At 66.6% G+C, this 15,981-nt stretch carries 13 protein-coding genes; 5 read left to right on the plus strand and 8 right to left on the minus strand.

Annotation, left to right across the window (positions count from 1 at the left end; all coding sequences use genetic code 11):
- The first annotated feature begins 378 nt into the window (after positions 1 to 378).
- A complete protein-coding gene (locus KRR55_RS17615; RefSeq protein ID WP_254456371.1) occupies positions 379 to 1,386 on the plus strand; it encodes a glycoside hydrolase family 3 N-terminal domain-containing protein in 1,008 nt (335 codons plus the stop codon).
- A gap of 40 nt (positions 1,387 to 1,426) precedes the next feature.
- Here KRR55_RS17615 and KRR55_RS17620 read toward each other — a convergent pair whose 3' ends face one another.
- The 5 genes from KRR55_RS17620 to KRR55_RS17640 all read right to left on the minus strand — a co-directional run bounded on the left by KRR55_RS17620 (position 1,427) and on the right by KRR55_RS17640 (position 8,234).
- Positions 1,427 to 1,660, minus strand: coding sequence for a hypothetical protein (locus tag KRR55_RS17620; RefSeq protein ID WP_217390628.1), 234 nt, complete (start codon positions 1,658 to 1,660; stop codon positions 1,427 to 1,429).
- A gap of 431 nt (positions 1,661 to 2,091) precedes the next feature.
- Positions 2,092 to 5,379, minus strand: coding sequence for a S8 family peptidase (locus tag KRR55_RS17625; protein WP_217390629.1), 3,288 nt, complete (start codon positions 5,377 to 5,379; stop codon positions 2,092 to 2,094).
- A gap of 466 nt (positions 5,380 to 5,845) precedes the next feature.
- Positions 5,846 to 6,670 carry a bifunctional hydroxymethylpyrimidine kinase/phosphomethylpyrimidine kinase gene (thiD, locus tag KRR55_RS17630; protein WP_217390630.1) on the minus strand — a complete coding sequence of 275 codons (825 nt, stop codon included), beginning with the start codon at positions 6,668 to 6,670 and terminating at the stop codon, positions 5,846 to 5,848.
- Positions 6,671 to 6,750: 80 nt separating this feature from the next.
- Positions 6,751 to 7,407, minus strand: coding sequence for a hypothetical protein (locus KRR55_RS17635; RefSeq protein ID WP_217390631.1), 657 nt, complete (start codon positions 7,405 to 7,407; stop codon positions 6,751 to 6,753).
- Positions 7,408 to 7,586: 179 nt separating this feature from the next.
- Positions 7,587 to 8,234, minus strand: a complete 648-nt coding sequence (locus tag KRR55_RS17640) for a TetR/AcrR family transcriptional regulator (protein ID WP_217390632.1) — start codon at positions 8,232 to 8,234, stop codon at positions 7,587 to 7,589.
- A gap of 291 nt (positions 8,235 to 8,525) precedes the next feature.
- On the opposite strand from KRR55_RS17640, the gene KRR55_RS17645 reads away from it, so the two are divergent.
- Both KRR55_RS17645 and KRR55_RS17650 read left to right on the plus strand, forming a co-directional pair.
- Positions 8,526 to 9,251, plus strand: a complete 726-nt coding sequence (locus KRR55_RS17645) for a queuosine precursor transporter (RefSeq protein ID WP_217390633.1) — start codon at positions 8,526 to 8,528, stop codon at positions 9,249 to 9,251.
- Positions 9,252 to 9,445: 194 nt separating this feature from the next.
- On the plus strand, positions 9,446 to 10,036 hold the full coding sequence (locus KRR55_RS17650) for a DUF4126 domain-containing protein (RefSeq protein ID WP_217390634.1): 591 nt from the start codon (positions 9,446 to 9,448) through the stop codon (positions 10,034 to 10,036).
- A 16-nt stretch (positions 10,037 to 10,052) separates the two neighbouring features.
- Here KRR55_RS17650 and tgt read toward each other — a convergent pair whose 3' ends face one another.
- A complete protein-coding gene (tgt, locus tag KRR55_RS17655) occupies positions 10,053 to 11,354 on the minus strand; it encodes a tRNA guanosine(34) transglycosylase Tgt (protein WP_217390635.1) in 1,302 nt (433 codons plus the stop codon).
- A 172-nt stretch (positions 11,355 to 11,526) separates the two neighbouring features.
- On the opposite strand from tgt, the gene KRR55_RS17660 reads away from it, so the two are divergent.
- A complete protein-coding gene (locus KRR55_RS17660) occupies positions 11,527 to 12,597 on the plus strand; it encodes an FUSC family protein (protein ID WP_217390636.1) in 1,071 nt (356 codons plus the stop codon).
- 19 nt (positions 12,598 to 12,616) lie between these two features.
- Here the strand turns inward: KRR55_RS17660 and KRR55_RS17665 are convergent, their stop codons facing one another.
- Entirely contained in the window at positions 12,617 to 13,156 is a 540-nt protein-coding gene (locus KRR55_RS17665; RefSeq protein WP_217390637.1) for an NUDIX hydrolase family protein, read from the minus strand.
- Positions 13,157 to 13,320: 164 nt separating this feature from the next.
- Between KRR55_RS17665 and KRR55_RS17670 the strand changes: the two genes are divergently transcribed.
- Entirely contained in the window at positions 13,321 to 14,757 is a 1,437-nt protein-coding gene (locus KRR55_RS17670; RefSeq protein ID WP_336245162.1) for a DHA2 family efflux MFS transporter permease subunit, read from the plus strand.
- 99 nt (positions 14,758 to 14,856) lie between these two features.
- On the opposite strand, the gene KRR55_RS17675 is transcribed toward KRR55_RS17670, so the two are convergent.
- Complete coding sequence (locus KRR55_RS17675; RefSeq protein ID WP_217390639.1) at positions 14,857 to 15,843, minus strand: Lrp/AsnC family transcriptional regulator; 987 nt, start codon at positions 15,841 to 15,843, stop codon at positions 14,857 to 14,859.
- Between the last annotated feature and the right edge of the window lie 138 nt (positions 15,844 to 15,981).

Consider the following 15,981-nt stretch of genomic DNA (forward strand, 5'->3'; position numbering starts at 1 on the left):
CGCGCCGACCCGGAAGGCGACGAGTGTCTCGTCACGATTTGTGGGTTCAAATGCCCCGTCCCGCCTTTTTTCTGGCACGCTGAAGATGTTGGAGAAGAGAGGCTGCGCACCATGAGCAATTCACGAGCAACGACTTCCCTGCGCCGCAGGATACTCCCGCTGGTGTTCCTTCCCGCTCTGGCGTTGGCCGGTTGTGCCCCGAACCCTGCGCCCGCCCCCACAAGCACCCCGGGCATTTCGGCGCCCGGAAGCACCGCGTCTTCTTCGTCCCCGGCGCCATCGGCGGCCCCAGGCCCAAGCCAACCATCGTCGGCGGCACCTAGCACCCGGCCCACACCGACACCGGAGCAAGGCGCCGCCGAAAAAACGCTCGCGTCAATGGGCCTCAAGGAAAGAATCGGCCAAGTCCTCATGGTTGGCTTCCCGGCAACCGGCAGCAGCGCGGCCGACCGCGCGATCATCGCCGACCACGAGCTGGGGAACTTCTTTCTGAAGGGCCGAAGCAGCGCCGGGACCGAAGCCACGGCGGCGGCAGTTGAACGGGTCGAATCAACCATCTCCAAGGCCTTGTCGGCGGACGTTGACCCGTTCGTGGCCACGGACCAGGAAGGCGGTTCCGTCCAGGTCCTGAAGGGCAGCGGCTTCTCCTCGTTGCCGGCCGCCCTGACCCAGGGCGGCTGGGCCGCCGGGACGCTGCGCGAGCGAGCCGCCGACTGGGGCAAGGAACTGGCCGCGGCGGGAATCAACGTCAATCTGGCCCCGGTGGCCGACACCGTACCGTCGGCCTCCTTCGCCCCCTCCAACGGGCCGATCGGCTACTGGAAACGCGAATACGGATACAACCCGCGGACCGTCTCGGCCGCTTCCCGGGCCTTCTCCGCCGGGATGCTGGCGGCAGGCGTGGACCCCGTCATCAAGCATTTCCCGGGCCTCGGACGCGTCACCAAGAACACCGACGTCGCAAAGGATGTCACCGACAGCCAAACCACCAGGGACGACGCCTATCTCAAGCCGTTCCGTGAAGGCATCGCCGCCGGCAACGACTGGGTGATGGTCTCGAACGCCCGCTACTCCAAGATCGATGCCAAGAACATTGCCCCGTTCTCCTCGACCATCATGCGCGGGATGCTGCGCGAGGACCTCGGGTTTAACGGAATCATCGTTTCGGACGACTTGTGCGACGCCGCGCAGCTGGGACCCTGGGGCCATGGCACCCGTGCCGTGCGCTTCTTCGAGGCCGGGGGAACCATGATGCTCTGCGTCGACGCCGGAAACATGCCGGCCATCGCCGGTGCGTTGTATTCCAAGGCGGGCAAGGACCCTGAGTTTGCCCGCATTATCGACGCCGCGGCGCTGCACGTGCTCCGGGTCAAGGAAGAACGCTAGAGGCGCGGCAAGAGGCCCAGCCGCCAGTTGGCTGGGCCCCTCAGCCTGCCGAACCCAACAGGGAAACCAGGGCGGATTCCGGGCTGAAGTCCGTGGTGCCGGGACAAATGAGCGCGGTAGCCGGTACCGCACCGCCGTGGCCCCGGATCCGCAGCCGACGGTCGACCATGACCCCTGCACCGTAGTGTGGTTCGCGCCAAGGCGCCGCCGCCGGGGCGGGAACCGAGTCCAGGAACGCCGCGCGCGCGGCGGGGGACAGTGCCGAGTTGAACAACGGGGTGGAGTCGGAAAAGGGGTCTCCGAAGCCAAGCAGGTCCGCGGGCGTGGAGAACGGGGCCCCGGAAGGTCCTGGCTTGCGGCCAGAGGGTCGGCGAGCGTGAGCAGCCCGGCATCGACGGCACGCAGGACGCCGGCGGCGATGAACGTCCTGGTCACGCTGAAGGCCGGCAATGGCTCGTCGGGACCGGAAACGTGCGTCCGGGCGCCGACTCCGGGGCCGCGGTGGGCTGCCACCGAACCGGCGGGAAGCTGCCGGGGCAGGGCCTCGAAGACCGGCACATCATCAATGGGTCCGAGCCTGGCCCCGGGTACCGCCGGCAACCGGAAGGGCGCGGCCCGGGGGAAGGGGAGTGAAAGGAAATCCACTGCCCAAACCCCGGACCGCGCCCTGGGTGCCGAGTCTCCACCCGGCATGGTTACTGCGTGTTAGTTGCGCACCTGGACATCCACCACCTGGGCGCGGTTGCCCGAGGCGTTGTGCAGGTGCAGGAACAGTGCCTTGGCGTCCGTGGTCGCCGAGGCGATGGTGGCGGTCAGCTTGTTCTTGTCGAGGTCGGCAAACACGGTTCCGGCACCGGCGAAGGACAATTCCGGGGCGATCGCATTGAAGCCGATCCAATCGGTCTCGTCCACCGGGGCCAGGGCACCGGAATCATCGGAGTTGTAGAAGGAATACGTGCTCACGCGGTAGGAAATCGGGGCGCTTGACCCCTCCAGGCCCAGGGCCGCCAGGGACACCGGGAAGCCTGCCACGTTGGTGTCGAAGGTGTTGGAATCGACATCACCGGTCAGCCCGTTGAGCAGCTGCAGATCCACCTGCTCGAAGGACTGCAGGCTGTAGGTGGCCACCAGGTCGGCATCAAGTTCGTCGACGTAGGTGTTGAAGGTGACGAAGTCGGCCACCCCGTCGCCGTTGGTGTCGATCTCGATGTCGACCTCGGTGGCGCCGGCCAGGTGGGCCCAGTTCCCCCAGGTGCTGACACCGAAGTTGAGCAGGCCGTCGGCCGCTCCCGCAGTGGGTGCCGTGGAGGCGGCACCGACGTGCTGCAGGTCCATCTCCCGGGCACCGGGAACCTCGTCGGCGCTGTCGGGCAGGCGGTCCGAGGAGGCGCCGTGCTCGAAGGCGGAAACCAGCGAAACCACCTGGGTGTCGCCGGATCCTGCGCGGATGTCATCGCCGGCAAGGTCGATGGTGCCGGAGGTGGCGCCGGCGGCGAGCTTGATGCTCTTTGCCGCCATGTCGGACACCAGCTTCGGTGCCGCATGGACCGGGACGCGCAGCGTCGGCGCGCTGGAGCTGCTCAGCTCCACGCGGCCCGAGACATCGGCGACCCAGGCCCGCGGCAGGCCAAGCTGCGTCCGGTCCATGGTCGGGTCGATGGTCTTGGCGTACTTGCGGGCATCCACGTTCAGGGTGACCTTGACCTGGGTGCTGGCCCCGGCCGTGAGGGTGACCTTGCTGCGGTCCAGGCTGTAGCTCGCGCCCGGGATCTCGGTGGCCGGGACGTACTTCACGTTGTAGGTCTGGGTCTCGTCGGACTTGTTGACCACGGTGATGGACTTTGCCGCCTTGTACTTGGTCTTGTCCACCTCGACAACCCCGAAGACCACGGTGGTCAGATCCGGGTCTGCCGTGGCAAAGGCGTAGGCCGGCGTGCTGATCGCGGCATCCGCCACGACCCGGCCGGAACCGACGCGGTTGGGGCCGTAGGCCTTGCCGTTGGCGGCCAGGATGTCCACCGCCGCGGTGTTCATCACGATCGACTTGACCTGCAGTGCGGTGTAGTCGCCGCTTCCCGCCACCAGGGCGGCAATGCCCGCGGTGTGCGGGGTTGCCATGGAGGTGCCGGACATGACGGCCGGGCCGGTGCCGGTTCCGACGCCGACCGATCCGATGAGTGTTCCGGGGGCGGCGACGTCGGGCTTCACGATGCCCTCCGAGCCGTGTACGCCGCGCGAGGAGGAGGAATTCAGGGTGTCTCCGAGACCGGATTCGGCCGCGGCCGTGCCGACCAGGGCCGGGTCAAGGGTGAGGTTCAGCGTTCCGGCCTCGGCGAAGGGGCGGAGCCGGTCAGAGTGGGCCTTGGTGAACTGGGCGCCCGGAATCGTGGCGTTGCCGGCGATGCCGGCCTCGAAGACCGAGACCTCGGAGTCGAGGATGACGCCGGTGGCGCCTGCGGCCTCGGCGTTGTTGAAGCGGGTGCCCGAGCCACAGGGGAACTCGAGGTTCTCGCTCCACTGCAGCCAGACCCATTTGCCGGTCAGGGAACCGGGCTCGAAGGCGGAGCAGCCGAAGGCGTTTGATTCCGGTGCCATGACGACGTCGCCGGTCAGCGTTGCCGGGTCGGCTGCGGTGTAGTTGAAGTTGGCCGAGTATTGGCCGGCGGCGTTTCCTGCGGCTTCCGCCGGTGCGTTGACGGTGATGCCGTCGAGGGTGACCCTGGATGCCACGGAGTTGGCCACCGTCAGCGAGGAGCGGGCGTTGCCCGGCGAGCCGCCGACGTCGGTGACGTCCCCGGCGTTGCCGGAGGCCACGACCGAGAGGATGCCGAGATCCGTCAGTGCGTTGACGATGTCGTTTTCCGGGTCGTCCGCGGGTGCGTGGTCCGAACCGAGTGACATGTTCACGACCTGGGCGCGGTCATCGAAGTTGCCGTCGTTGTTGGGGTCCAGGACGAAGTCCAGGGCCTGCCCGACCACGGCGGAGGAGCCGCCGCAGCCGAAGACGCGGATGCCGACGAGCGAGGCCTCGGGGGCGCTGCCCGGGCCGATGCGCATGCCCGCCACCTCGTCGGCGGTGAGCGTGGTGTAGTCCCCGTCGAACGTGGTTCCGTCGGCATTCACTCCGAAGCCGGCGGCCGATCCGGCGACGTGGGTGCCGTGTCCGGCCGCGGCGCAGTCCAGCGGGTTGGAATCGGGATGTGGGACCGGCTGGTAGTCGGGTGCGCTCGGGTCGGCGTTGTAGTCGTCGCCCACCAGGTCCCAGCCGCCGATGAACTTGGCCGGGTCGTAGAGCCCGGAGTCCGCGGCCGGCAGGTCGTTGGAGGACTGTGCCTCGGTGTAGGCCTGGAGCGTGCCGGGGCCGCCGAAGCCGGCGTGCGTGTAGTCGATGCCGGTGTCCAGCACCGCGATCCGGATACCCTCGCCGGTCTCCTGCAGCGTGGTCCACGCCTCGAGGGCGCGGGTGTCGATGTCGGCGTTCTTGTTCTCCTGCGTCTTGGGCACGATCGCGGTGATCTTCTTGACGTCGGAGCGCGAGGCCAAGGCACGCAAGGCCTCGGCGTCCCCGCGCAGCGCCACTCCCGGAAGGGAGTTGGTGGTCGTGTATATGACGTCGGCCTTGGCGGCCTTGGCCGCGGCCTTGCCCTTGGCCGTGATGCCGGCGCGGATTTCCTTGACCTTGGCGGGGTTCTTGACCGATTTGCCGCGGGGGGCCTTGGCGCTGTCCGGCTGGGTGGCCTCGAAGGCGCCTTCGCCCTCGAACTGCACGTAGACGGAGACCTCGCCCTTGGCCAGGGCCAGGGGCCCGGAGACCTTCAGGTTCTTCAGTGCCTTGGGGGCAAGGCCGCCGAGGGACGGCGAATCCGCACCCGGTGCAGGGTCGATCGTGGGAGGTGCCGCAAGGGAAGGGACGGACATGGTGACGGCCAGGGCAAGCCCCGAGGCCGAAGCCAAGATCGTCCGCGCAAGTCTGTGACGACGCGGGTTGGACATGGTTCTCCTTGATTCAGGTGAGAGTGGTGCGGGAAGAATCCCCTGACCGCTTATCGGGGCCCGTCCCACGCCACATACTATGTGAGTCGCGGCACATATCAAGGGGTTGTTTGAGAATTATCGAAAAATGTCTTGGCAATTGCCTGAAACCCGGCGGGAAGGCCCGCGGCCCGGCTTGCCCATCGTCCGCGGCGCCGTGACCAGTAAGGTTTCCGTGCCCCGGCGGCAAAGTGTCGGAAGCGATCGATAGCCTGTGTGCAGTCGGTGAATCTCTTGGGGAGTCTCACCGCCCGTAGCGCCGGCACTGCGCGCGGGAAGGTGCGGTTGGCATCGGGCAAGGACGCCACCGCAGCATCCCGCGGGCAGAGTGCCTGTGCTTCGGAAGCGTTTCCGGGGAAAACGCAATAAACGCTGGTCCCGTGCGTGCACGGGACCAGCGTTTTACCGAATGTGGGGGCGTTGAACCCTAGCGTGCGCCACCCTGCCACAAAGCGTCGAAGGGGGCTGCGGAGGAAACGCGGTTCTTGATGCCCTCGGTGACAAAGGCCTTGGCGTTGCGTGCGGCCTGCAGCGGCGTCTCGCCCTTGGCCAGCTCGGCGGTGATGGCCGCGGCAAGCGAACATCCGGCACCCGACACGGCGACTTCGCCGACCTTCGGGGCCGAAAGCACTTCGAGGGTCTCGCCGTCGTAGAACACATCCACGGCCTCGCTGCCGGCCAAGCGGATTCCGCCCTTGGCCAGCACCGCCGCGCCGGAGATCGCGTGGATCTTCTTGGCGGCCTCGGCCAGGTCCTCGACGTTGTTGATGCTCATCCCGGAGAGGGACTCTGCCTCAAAGTGGTTGGGCGTGACGAATGTGGCCAGCGGCAGCAGGTTCGTTTTCAGGGCCTCGTCGGTGTCCAGGGCGTGGCCCGGCTCCTGGCCCTTGCAGATCAGCACCGGGTCCAGCACGACGTTGTCCCATGCCTGGTCCTTCAGCGCGGCCGCCACCGTGTCGATGGTGGCGGGCGAGCCCATCATGCCGAGCTTGACGGTCTTCAGGTCGTCGGCGTAGCAGGTCTGGATCGCCTCGAGCTGGTCGGCGATCACCTGCGCCTCGACCGGCACGAAGCGGTGGTTCCAGTTGTCCTTCGGATTGAAGGAGACGATGCAGGTCAATGCGACGATCCCGTAGGTTCCCAGTTCCTGGAAGGTCTTGAGGTCGGCCTGGGCGCCGGCGCCACCGGTTGCTTCGGAGCCGGCGATGGTCAGGGTAACGGCGGGACGGATCCCGGTGGAGGCAGAAGTCATGCATTCATTTTAGGGTGGTTTCCCGCACCCGCCGACCCGCACGCGAGCGCACGGCCCGTGCCGGGCAGGCCGGGCGCAGACTATGCCTTGGTGAAGGTGGTCAGTTGCGTCGCGTTGGACCAGCCGGCTGCGCGCTCGGCGCGCGTTCCGGCGGCGGTGTCCGCGTTGGTGACCATGAAAAGGACCGGCAGCCCCTGGCCGTCCGCCATGGCAGCAAGGTTCGCCAGGATCGCGGCACGGAATTGCTCGACGTTCGAGGTTGCGGTGATGCTCGGATCGCCGAGCAGGGCAAAGCCCTCACCGAAGCGGATCCGTCCCCTGCCTGCCGGGGCATCGAAATCTGCAATTTCGACCACGTCATAGTCGTCCATGGGGGCCTCGAAGAGGGTTGCCGTTTCCGGCAGCGACACCACTTGCTCCACGTCGCTGGCCAGGGCGACCAGCAGTACGCGCCGATCGCTCAGGCTCCAGCCCCGCGAGGTAAGTTCCCGGACGACCGCCTCGTCGGGGGCGCCCAGGAATGTCAGCCTCGTTTGTCCTCGGTGCTCCGTTAGGTTGGGGTCGCCCAGCAGGGCTGGGAGCCCCTCCGGCGTGGGCCAGGCACAGGTGATTTCGTGGTTGCTTCCGTCTTCGGAGCGGCTTTGCAGTCGTCCCGATTCGTCACGGACGACCGTGCGGTCGCGAAGCAGGGCAAAGGAGCGGACCCACGGGGGGAGGCTTGTGGACTCGAATGGCATCTGGCGGCTCCTGTTCCAAGGACGGCAAGGGACAAACGACTTGGGACGCCAAAAGCGTGCCGATCCGTGGTGGCCGTTGCGCTTTCGCGCCCCTCGCAAGGGGTCAAGACCGACTCTACGCCTGCGGCGGCGGATTCCGGGGCACGTTGGGCAGTGTGCCAATACGGGGGCCGCTTGGGTCAGGACGCGGCGCGCACCAGTGATAGGACGTCATCGAGAATGCTGCGGACAACGGGCATGCGCGAGAGCACGACCAGACGGGCGACCACCGGGGCGACGTTCTTGATGAGCCGATGGCTGCGTCCGGCACCGGGGGAGGTGTCATACGCCCAGAAAAGGAAAATGCCCCGTTGAATCAGCCACAGCAGCTGGGGGAGATCCGTGCGGATGGCCATCGGGGGCAGGGGCCTGCTGGCTGCCACCACCTGCCGCCACAGGCCAAGTTCGAGGGCTCGCTGGACATGGCCGAGTTCCGCGTTGGATCCGGCGAAGGCCGTGCGGATAAACGCAGGCCCGAACTCGTGGAAAGGCGACATGATTTCCAGGGCCTTGTCCAAGGCAATGCGCAGGTTCGTCTCCAGGTTGTTTCCCGGCACCAACAGCGGCCACGTGGCCCCGCGGTGCTCCTCGAGCAGTTCCCGGAACAGCTCGTGGACGATGGAGTCCTTGGACTCGAAATAGTAGTAGGCGTTGCCCAGGGAAAGCCCGGATTCCGTGGCAATTGAGCGCATCGTGGTCCCGGCGAACCCCTTGGTGGCGAAGAGCTCCATGGCCGTGTCCAGCAGCAGCTGTCGGGTCTGGGCGCTCTTTGCCGTCGGCTTCCTCATGGCGCTCCCTTCCGCACTCGGCGTCAGTGTCCATCATAGCCATTTTTGAACATGTTCAAAACTGCGATTTCCGGGCCGTGGGCGGTGAAATGCCGGTCGGGACCGCCCGGGAGGACCCCGGGAATGCAAAAATGCCAAAACGGCGGCCGGGAAGACATGGGATACTTGGATCTCAAGTGCTAATACAGCGAGTGGTCCCCACGGCCCCGATTTCCCCCCATGCGTCGACCGCGGCGGAAATCGTTGCTCCGGGATCGGCTTGGCGAACCACTTCTTCGATTGGGAATCACCATGGGCGAAAACAGCGCCTCAACTACACAACGTCCGAAGGCATCGCGCGCCGTTTTTGCGTCTGCGGGGAGCCACTACTTTTCAACCGTGCTTGCACTGATGGCCGTCGTGGTCATCCTTTCCAACGTCGGTGCGGCCAAGGGAGTCACCTTCGGCCCCATCGTCACCGACGGCGGATTCTTCCTCTTCCCGCTGGCCTACATCCTCGGTGATGTCATTTCCGAGGTCTACGGATTCAAGGTTGCCCGGCGGGCCATCGTCACCACCTTTGCGCTGGCGGCCTTCTCGACGCTGTGTTTCTGGATCATGATCCACCTGCCCGCGGCCGAATGGTATGACGGGCAGGCGGCCCTCGAACGCACGCTGGGCCCGGTCTGGCTCATCGTCCTGGCCTCGCTGCTCGGCTTCCTGGTGGGGCAGACCCTGAACTCCTGGGTCCTGGTGAAGATGAAGGAACGATTCGGCGAACGCGGCCTGGTGGGCCGCCTGATGGGCTCGACCGGGGTGGGCGAATTCGCCGACACGCTGATCTTCTGTTCGATCGCCGCCACCGTCATCGGCATCACGGACCTGCCCACGTTCGCCAACTACGTACTGGTCGGATTCGTCTACAAGACGGCGGTGGAGTTCCTCTTCGTGCCGGTGACAACGCTTGTCATCCGCTGGTTCAAGCGCCGCGAGCCCAGCTACGAGCTGCAGGCCGCGACGCCGGGAACCCCTGCGTAGGCACGCGGCAAAACATTTTCGGGGGCGGTGGCCCTTCGCCTGTGCGTGGCGAAGGGCCACCGCCTCTTTCGATGCCTTCCCGTGGGTGGATGCGCTGTGCGACCCAGTGCGCATCCTTTCCGCGGCGGAGCTTCGGCCAAAATGCCACCGGCACGTTGCGGCACTTGCACCGCGGCTGGGCCTAGTCTGGGCACATGGAACTACTCACGGCCGCCGGGCTGAGCTCGGCCGCGGGACTGAACGCATACATCCCCCTGCTGGTTCTGGGGCTGCTCAACCGCTTCACCTCGTGGGTGGCGCTGCCGGACGGCTGGGGCTGGCTCTCCAACGGCTGGGCCCTGGGCATCCTTGCGGTGCTGCTGCTCATCGAGGTCGTCGCCGACAAGATCCCGCTGGTCGACTCGGTCAACGACGCGCTGCAAACGGTGGTGCGCCCGGCTTCCGGGGGACTCGTCTTCGCCTCCGGCGTGGGCGCCGAAACCGTGGCCGTGTCCGACCCCGGGAACACCTTCGGCTCGGCACAGTGGGTGCCGCTTCTCATTGGCGCGGTGATCGCGTTGGTCTTCCACCTGCTCAAGTCCGGGTCGAGGCCGCTGCTGAACATGGGAACGGCCGGGGTCGCGGCCCCGGTGGTGAGCACCGCGGAGGACGGGGCCTCGCTGGGACTGAGCCTGCTGGCCATCGCCCTTCCCGTGCTGGTGCTCGTGGCCGCGGCGGGCCTGGCCGTGCTGCTGTTCATCGGGGTGCGCAGGCTGCGGTCAAGGCGCCCCGAAACGGCGGGCTAGGGTCCCGCCGCCACGATCAGACCGCGACGGTCTCCAACCCCTGGGGATCGGGGGCCCCGGCGTAGTAGCGGGACATGACCCGTTCCTTGAGCTCGTGGAAGGTGCCGTCCTCGATGGCCAGCCGGGCGTCGTCGACCATCTTCACCACGAAACGCTCGTTGTGGATGGAGATCAGCGTGTGGCTGATCAGTTCCTTGGCCTTGAACATGTGGTGGATGTAGGCACGGGTGTAGTTCTGGCAGGTGTAGCAGTCGCATTCCTCGGACAAGGGCGTGAAATCCCTCTTGTAGCGCTGCCCCGAGAGGTTGAAGCGGCCGTGCGGGGTGTAGAACGCCGAGTTGCGGGCCACCCGGGTGGGGGAGACGCAATCGAAGGTGTCCGCCCCGTTCTCGATGGCGGTGAAGATGTCATCGGGTTCGGAGATGCCCAGCAGGTGCCGCGGCTTGTTCTCGGGAAGTTCCTCGGCGCACCAGCCCACGATGGTGCCCAGGTTCTCCTTCTCCAGTGCCCCGCCGATGCCGAAGCCGTCAAAGGCCATGGCCCCCAGGTCCCGGCAGGCCTGACGGCGCAGGTCCTCGTACTGGGCGCCCTGGATCACGCCGAAGAGCGCCTGGTAGTCCTTGCCTATACGGGAATCCGTGAGGTTGAAGTGCTCCGCCACGCAGCGCTGCGCCCACAGCCGGGTGCGCTCGAGCGACTCGACCTGGTAGCCGCGGGAATTCTGGAGGGTGGTCAGCTCGTCGAAGGCGAACATGATGTCGGCGCCGATCTCGTGCTGGACCTTCATGGAGATCTCCGGGGAGAAACGGTGCTTGGTGCCGTCGATATGGCTCTTGAACCAGACGCCGTCGTCATCCACGTTGGCCAGGCGTTCCTTGCCCGGGGCCACCGCGTCGTCGGGGCCCGACTGGTCCACGGACTTCATGTCGATGACCTTCTTGAATCCCGAGCCCAGGCTCATGACCTGGAATCCGCCCGAATCGGTGAAGGTGGGTCCGGACCAGTTCATGAACTTGCCCAGTCCGCCGGCTGCATCGAGGATGTCGGAGCCCGGCTGAAGGTAGAGGTGGTAGGCGTTGGCCAGCACGGCCTGGGCGCCGAGCTGCGCCACGGATTCGGGCAGGACGGCCTTGACCGTGGCCTTGGTGCCCACGGCAATGAACGCCGGGGTCTTGATCTGCCCGTGGGGGGTCGTGATAACGCCGGTGCGGCCGTTTGACGCCGAACCGTCGGCATTGCTCAGGCGGGTGCCGACCTCAAAGGAAAAGTCGGACTGGCGCGGATGGGGTACAGCGGCATCAAAAGAATCGTTGGGCACCTATCAAGTGTGCCGCATGTCCCCGGCCGGGCGGCAAAACGGGGTGCGTGCCTTGGCTCACCAGGGACTATTCGTTCCCTCACAAGAGCCGCCGTCGTGCCGATGCGCCGCGTAGCGTTGGAGGGTGGCATCAGACAGCGCGGGACCAAGAGAGCGGCGATCAACCACGGGCATGGGCAAGTACATTGAGGGGTTGCTGACCCTGGGGCCGTCAAACAACGACCACTGGATCGCGTTGCGCACGGCCATTGGCATCTTCGTGCCGCTCTTTGGCCTGTTGGCCATCGACCGGCTGGACCTGATGGTGTTCGTGATCTTTGGCGCGTTCACCGGCGTGTACGGCCGGGTGCCCGGCTACGCGAACCGTCTGGTGGCCCAGGCCAAGGCCGGAGGCCTGTTCCTCGCGGTGATCCTCGCCGCCGCGCTGTCCTCGCACTACCTGGTCAACCACGACGACCCGGCGTCGAGTGCCTGGATGGTCGTGGGGCTGACCACCGTGGTTTCCGGCATCTGTTCGGTTGTCACCGGGTTCCTGCAATTGCGCCCCGGCGGATCGCTCTTCCACATCTTCGCCTTCGCGGCCATCGCCTCCATGCCGCACCAGCCGCCGTTGGCCGAATCCATGGCCGCCGCCCTGGTGGCGGTGCTGTTCGCGGTCGCTGTCGGCTTTTCCGGGATGCTCTTTGCCAGGGGTGCTTCCTGGGGGCCCCACGCCGCCCCGGCACCCCTGTCTCGGACGGTGCGCCTTGCAATCTGGAACGAGGCGTTGCTGTACCTGCTCGCCGCGGGACTGGCCGGTTCCATTGCCAACCTGCTGGCCCCCGCGCTGTCCACCGGGCATAGCTACTGGGCCATGGTGGCGGCGGTCGTGCCGCTGGTGGGGCACACCACCCGGCACCGCGTGCGCCGCGGCATCCACCGCATCCTCGGCACGGTCACCGGTCTGGTGTTGATGGCGGCGGTCATCGCCTTCGCGCCGCCCGTTTGGGTACTGCTGGGCATGATCGGGCTGCTGCAGTTCGCGGCCGAGATGTTCATCGCCCGCAACTATTTCCTGGCCCAGATCTTCGTGACCCCGCTGGCGCTGGTGGGCGTCTCCGTCGGGACGGGGCTGAACACTGCGCTGCTCTACGACCGGATGCTTGAGACCATCATCGGCGCCCTGGTCGGCATGGCGGTGGTGGTGATCGGTTCGGTCTACGGCGCCTGGTTCCGGCGCCGTCTGCTGCCCAAACTCGGCTAGCAGGCGGCGCCGAACCTTGTCAGCGGACGTATCCGACGTGGGCGAGCGCCTGGCGGACCAGGTTTTCCCGACCGCCGGCGAACTCTTCCTGGATATTGGGGCTCAGCGCCTCCTCCGGCGTGAGCCAGGTCAGTTCCAGTGCGTCCTGGCGCGGCGAGCATTCCCCGCGCACCGGCACGATGTAGGCCAGGGCCACCGCGTGCTGCCGTTCGTCGGTCAATCCGGTCTCCGAGGGGGACGGGAAGTACTCGGCCACGGTGAAGGGGGCCGGGCACGGCGGCAGCTGCGGCATCGCCATGGGCCCCAGGTCCTTTTCAATGTGGCGGGTCAGCGCCGCACGGATGGTCTCCCGGTACATCACCCGGCCTGAGACGAAGGTGCGCAGCATCCGCCCCTCGGGATCGGCGGTTAGCAGCAGGCCGATCTCCATGACATAGCCGAGCGGATCCAGGCGCACCGGGATGGCTTCGATGTAGAGCATGGGCAGCCGGGCGCGGGCCTCATAGAGGTCCTCGTCGGACAGCCAGCCGGGATTGGGATCCGGAGTGCGAACGTTCATGCATCCATCTTGGCCCATCTGCGGGTCGGCTGGCCACGTAGCGGACCGTGTTGTGTAATTCATGGCATGTTTTTCATTTCCGGGAATCAACCGGGGGCCCCCGAAGCTAGAATGAAATGTTCGGAACCATCCATCCACACTTTTCATGGAAGAGGCCACTACCCGTGACCGGCACCAAACTCAACCCCAAGGATCTGGCCACCATCACGGTGCTGATCGTTTCCGCGTTCGTGGTGATCCTTAACGAAACGATCATGAACGTGGCGCTGCCGGTGCTCATGCACGAGTTCCAGGTCAGCGAGGAAGCCATCCAGTGGCTTGCGACAATCTTCATGCTCACCATGGCAGTGGTCATCCCAGCCACCGGCTTCCTGCTCCAGCGCTTCAGCACCCGCGGGGTGTTCATGCTGGCCATGGGGCTGTTCTCCCTGGGCACGCTGCTGGCCGCCGCGGCCCCCGGCTTCGGCGTGTTGCTGGCCGCCCGCGTCATCCAGGCCTCCGGCACCGCGATCATGATGCCGCTGCTGATGACCACGGTCCTTGACCTGGTGCCGGCCAACCGGCGCGGTGTCATCATGGGCAACGTGTCCATCGTGATTTCCGTGGCACCGGCCATCGGCCCAACGGTTTCGGGACTCATCCTGCAGTTCCTGAACTGGCGCTTCATGTTCCTGATCGTCGCGCCGATCGCCCTGGCCGCCCTGTTTATCGGGGCACCGCGGTTGAACAAGGTTGCCGAGGCGTCCACCATGCCGCTGTCGATTCCCTCGGTGATCCTCTCCATCCCCGCCTTCGGCGGATTGGTCTTCGGGCTCAGCCGCCTCTCGGCCAACGGGCTGGATACGCAGACGCTGGGCATTCTGGTGGTCGCGGTTCTCGCGTTGGTGGCCTTCACGATGCTGCAGCTGCGCCTGCAAAAGAAGGACCGTGCGCTGCTTGACCTGCGCACCTTCACCTACCGTCCGTTCACGCTGTCGCTGTCGCTGATGGTGCTGGCCATGGTGGCGCTCTTCGGCGTGATCATCCTGCTGCCGATGTACCTGCAAAACGTGCGCGGCCTGGACACGCTTGCCACCGGCCTGATGCTGCTGCCCGGCGGCCTGCTCATGGGCCTGCTGGCACCGTTCGTGGGCCGGATCTTCGACCGGGTCGGCCCGCGCCCGCTGATGATTCCCGGGACAGTGATCCTGGTCCTGGTGCTCTTTGGCTACTCGCAACTGCTGGGCGCCGAGACCGCCATCGGCGTGATCATCGCCCTGCACCTGACCATGTCCCTGGCCCTGTCGCTGATCTTCACCCCGGCGTTCACCACGGCATTGAACCCGCTGCCGCATTCGCTGCACTCCCACGGCTCCGCGGTGCTTTCCACCCTGCAGCAGTTGGGCGGCGCGGCCGGCACCGCATTGCTCGTAGGAGTCCTGGCCTCGCGGATCGGCGCAGGCGCCGCAGCCGGCACGGATCCCATCCAGGCCCAGATCGACGGGTTCTCCGCCGGCTTCCTGGTGGCTTCGGTCTGTGCCGTGGGCATGGTGGTCATCGCGCTCTTCCTGACCAAGGCCAAGGAGCCTGCCCCTGCCACGGCAGCGGAGCACGCGCACTAGGACCTGGCGCCTCGTTGACGTGAAACGATTCCCCGGCCATTCCCCGTTTCGGGGGATGGCCGGGGAATCGTCACTTAAGGCGGCCCTTCCCGGCCCGGATCAGGTGACGACCTCACCGGTGGGACGCCCCTCCGGATCCAGCATCCAGCCCATGCGCTTGAACGCATGTACGCCCACGCAGGCCTCGATGATGTCGACACCGGGGACCTTGGCGGCGAGCCTGGCCTCGATGTCGGCGATGTCCGCCGGGGTGCGCAGCTGCATCATGAACGTCATGTTCGCCGCGCCCGTGGTTGAGGCGCAAAGGCGCAGCGTCCGATGCTCCATCAGGAAGGCTGCAACGGTGTCCGCAGTGCCCGCTGGAACCCTCGCGAACCATTGCACCGTCAGCGGGTAGCCGGTGTAGTGGCTTGCCAGTTCGCAACGCATGGTCACCATGCCGGTCTCCAACGCGGTTCTCAGCGCACGGCCCGTGGTGGAGGGGTGCTGGCCGGTGGCCAGGGCGATCTCCGAGGCGGTGGCCCGGCCATCGCGCATCAGCACCCGGAGCATGGGCCAGAACGTGGCGGGGATGATAGTCGGCTGCGCCAGCGGTGGCTGGTTGAGGCGTTGCAGCTGGGCCTGCTGCGCGGGGGACAGGACATCCAGGCGCCATACGTTTCCGGTGGCATAGAGCTTGGTGCACAGCGAGACCTTGGTGCGTTGGACGCCGCGGGCCCCGCGGATGCGCGGCAGCACCTCCCGGGCCATGGTGAGCCAGTCGGCGGCCAGGCAGGTGAGCCGGAAGTCGGCACTGCTGGTCGCATCATCCACCGTGAGCACCTCCGAGATCGCGCAGAGGTCAACGCGCGCCTCATCGACCCGTGCCGGATCAGCCACGACGTCGACGAAGGCGGTGCAGTGCTGTTCGGGGTGGCCGCCCAGGTGCCCCAGGATCCAGGCCATGCGGTCCTCGCGCAACCGAGTCCAGCGGGCGGAGATCGTCGCGGGGTGCCGCCCGAGGATCGACCCCAGCTCGGCCCAGCTGGCCCGCGGCGCGATCTGCAGCGCATGCACCAATTGCAGGTCCTCGACCGGCAGCTCCATCGGGACCCCTTTTTTCGCGTGCGCACAAAATCGTGGTTTGAAGGCCACCTTGTGCAATTATCCGTGAATCTTCCTCCATTATCCCGACAGTGCCCCACGATCGATAGTGATACAGCGCACCAATCGGTGGGCGCTGGA

This window comes from Paeniglutamicibacter quisquiliarum, assembly GCF_019084045.1.
GTDB classification, from domain to species: Bacteria; Actinomycetota; Actinomycetes; order Actinomycetales; family Micrococcaceae; genus Paeniglutamicibacter; species Paeniglutamicibacter quisquiliarum.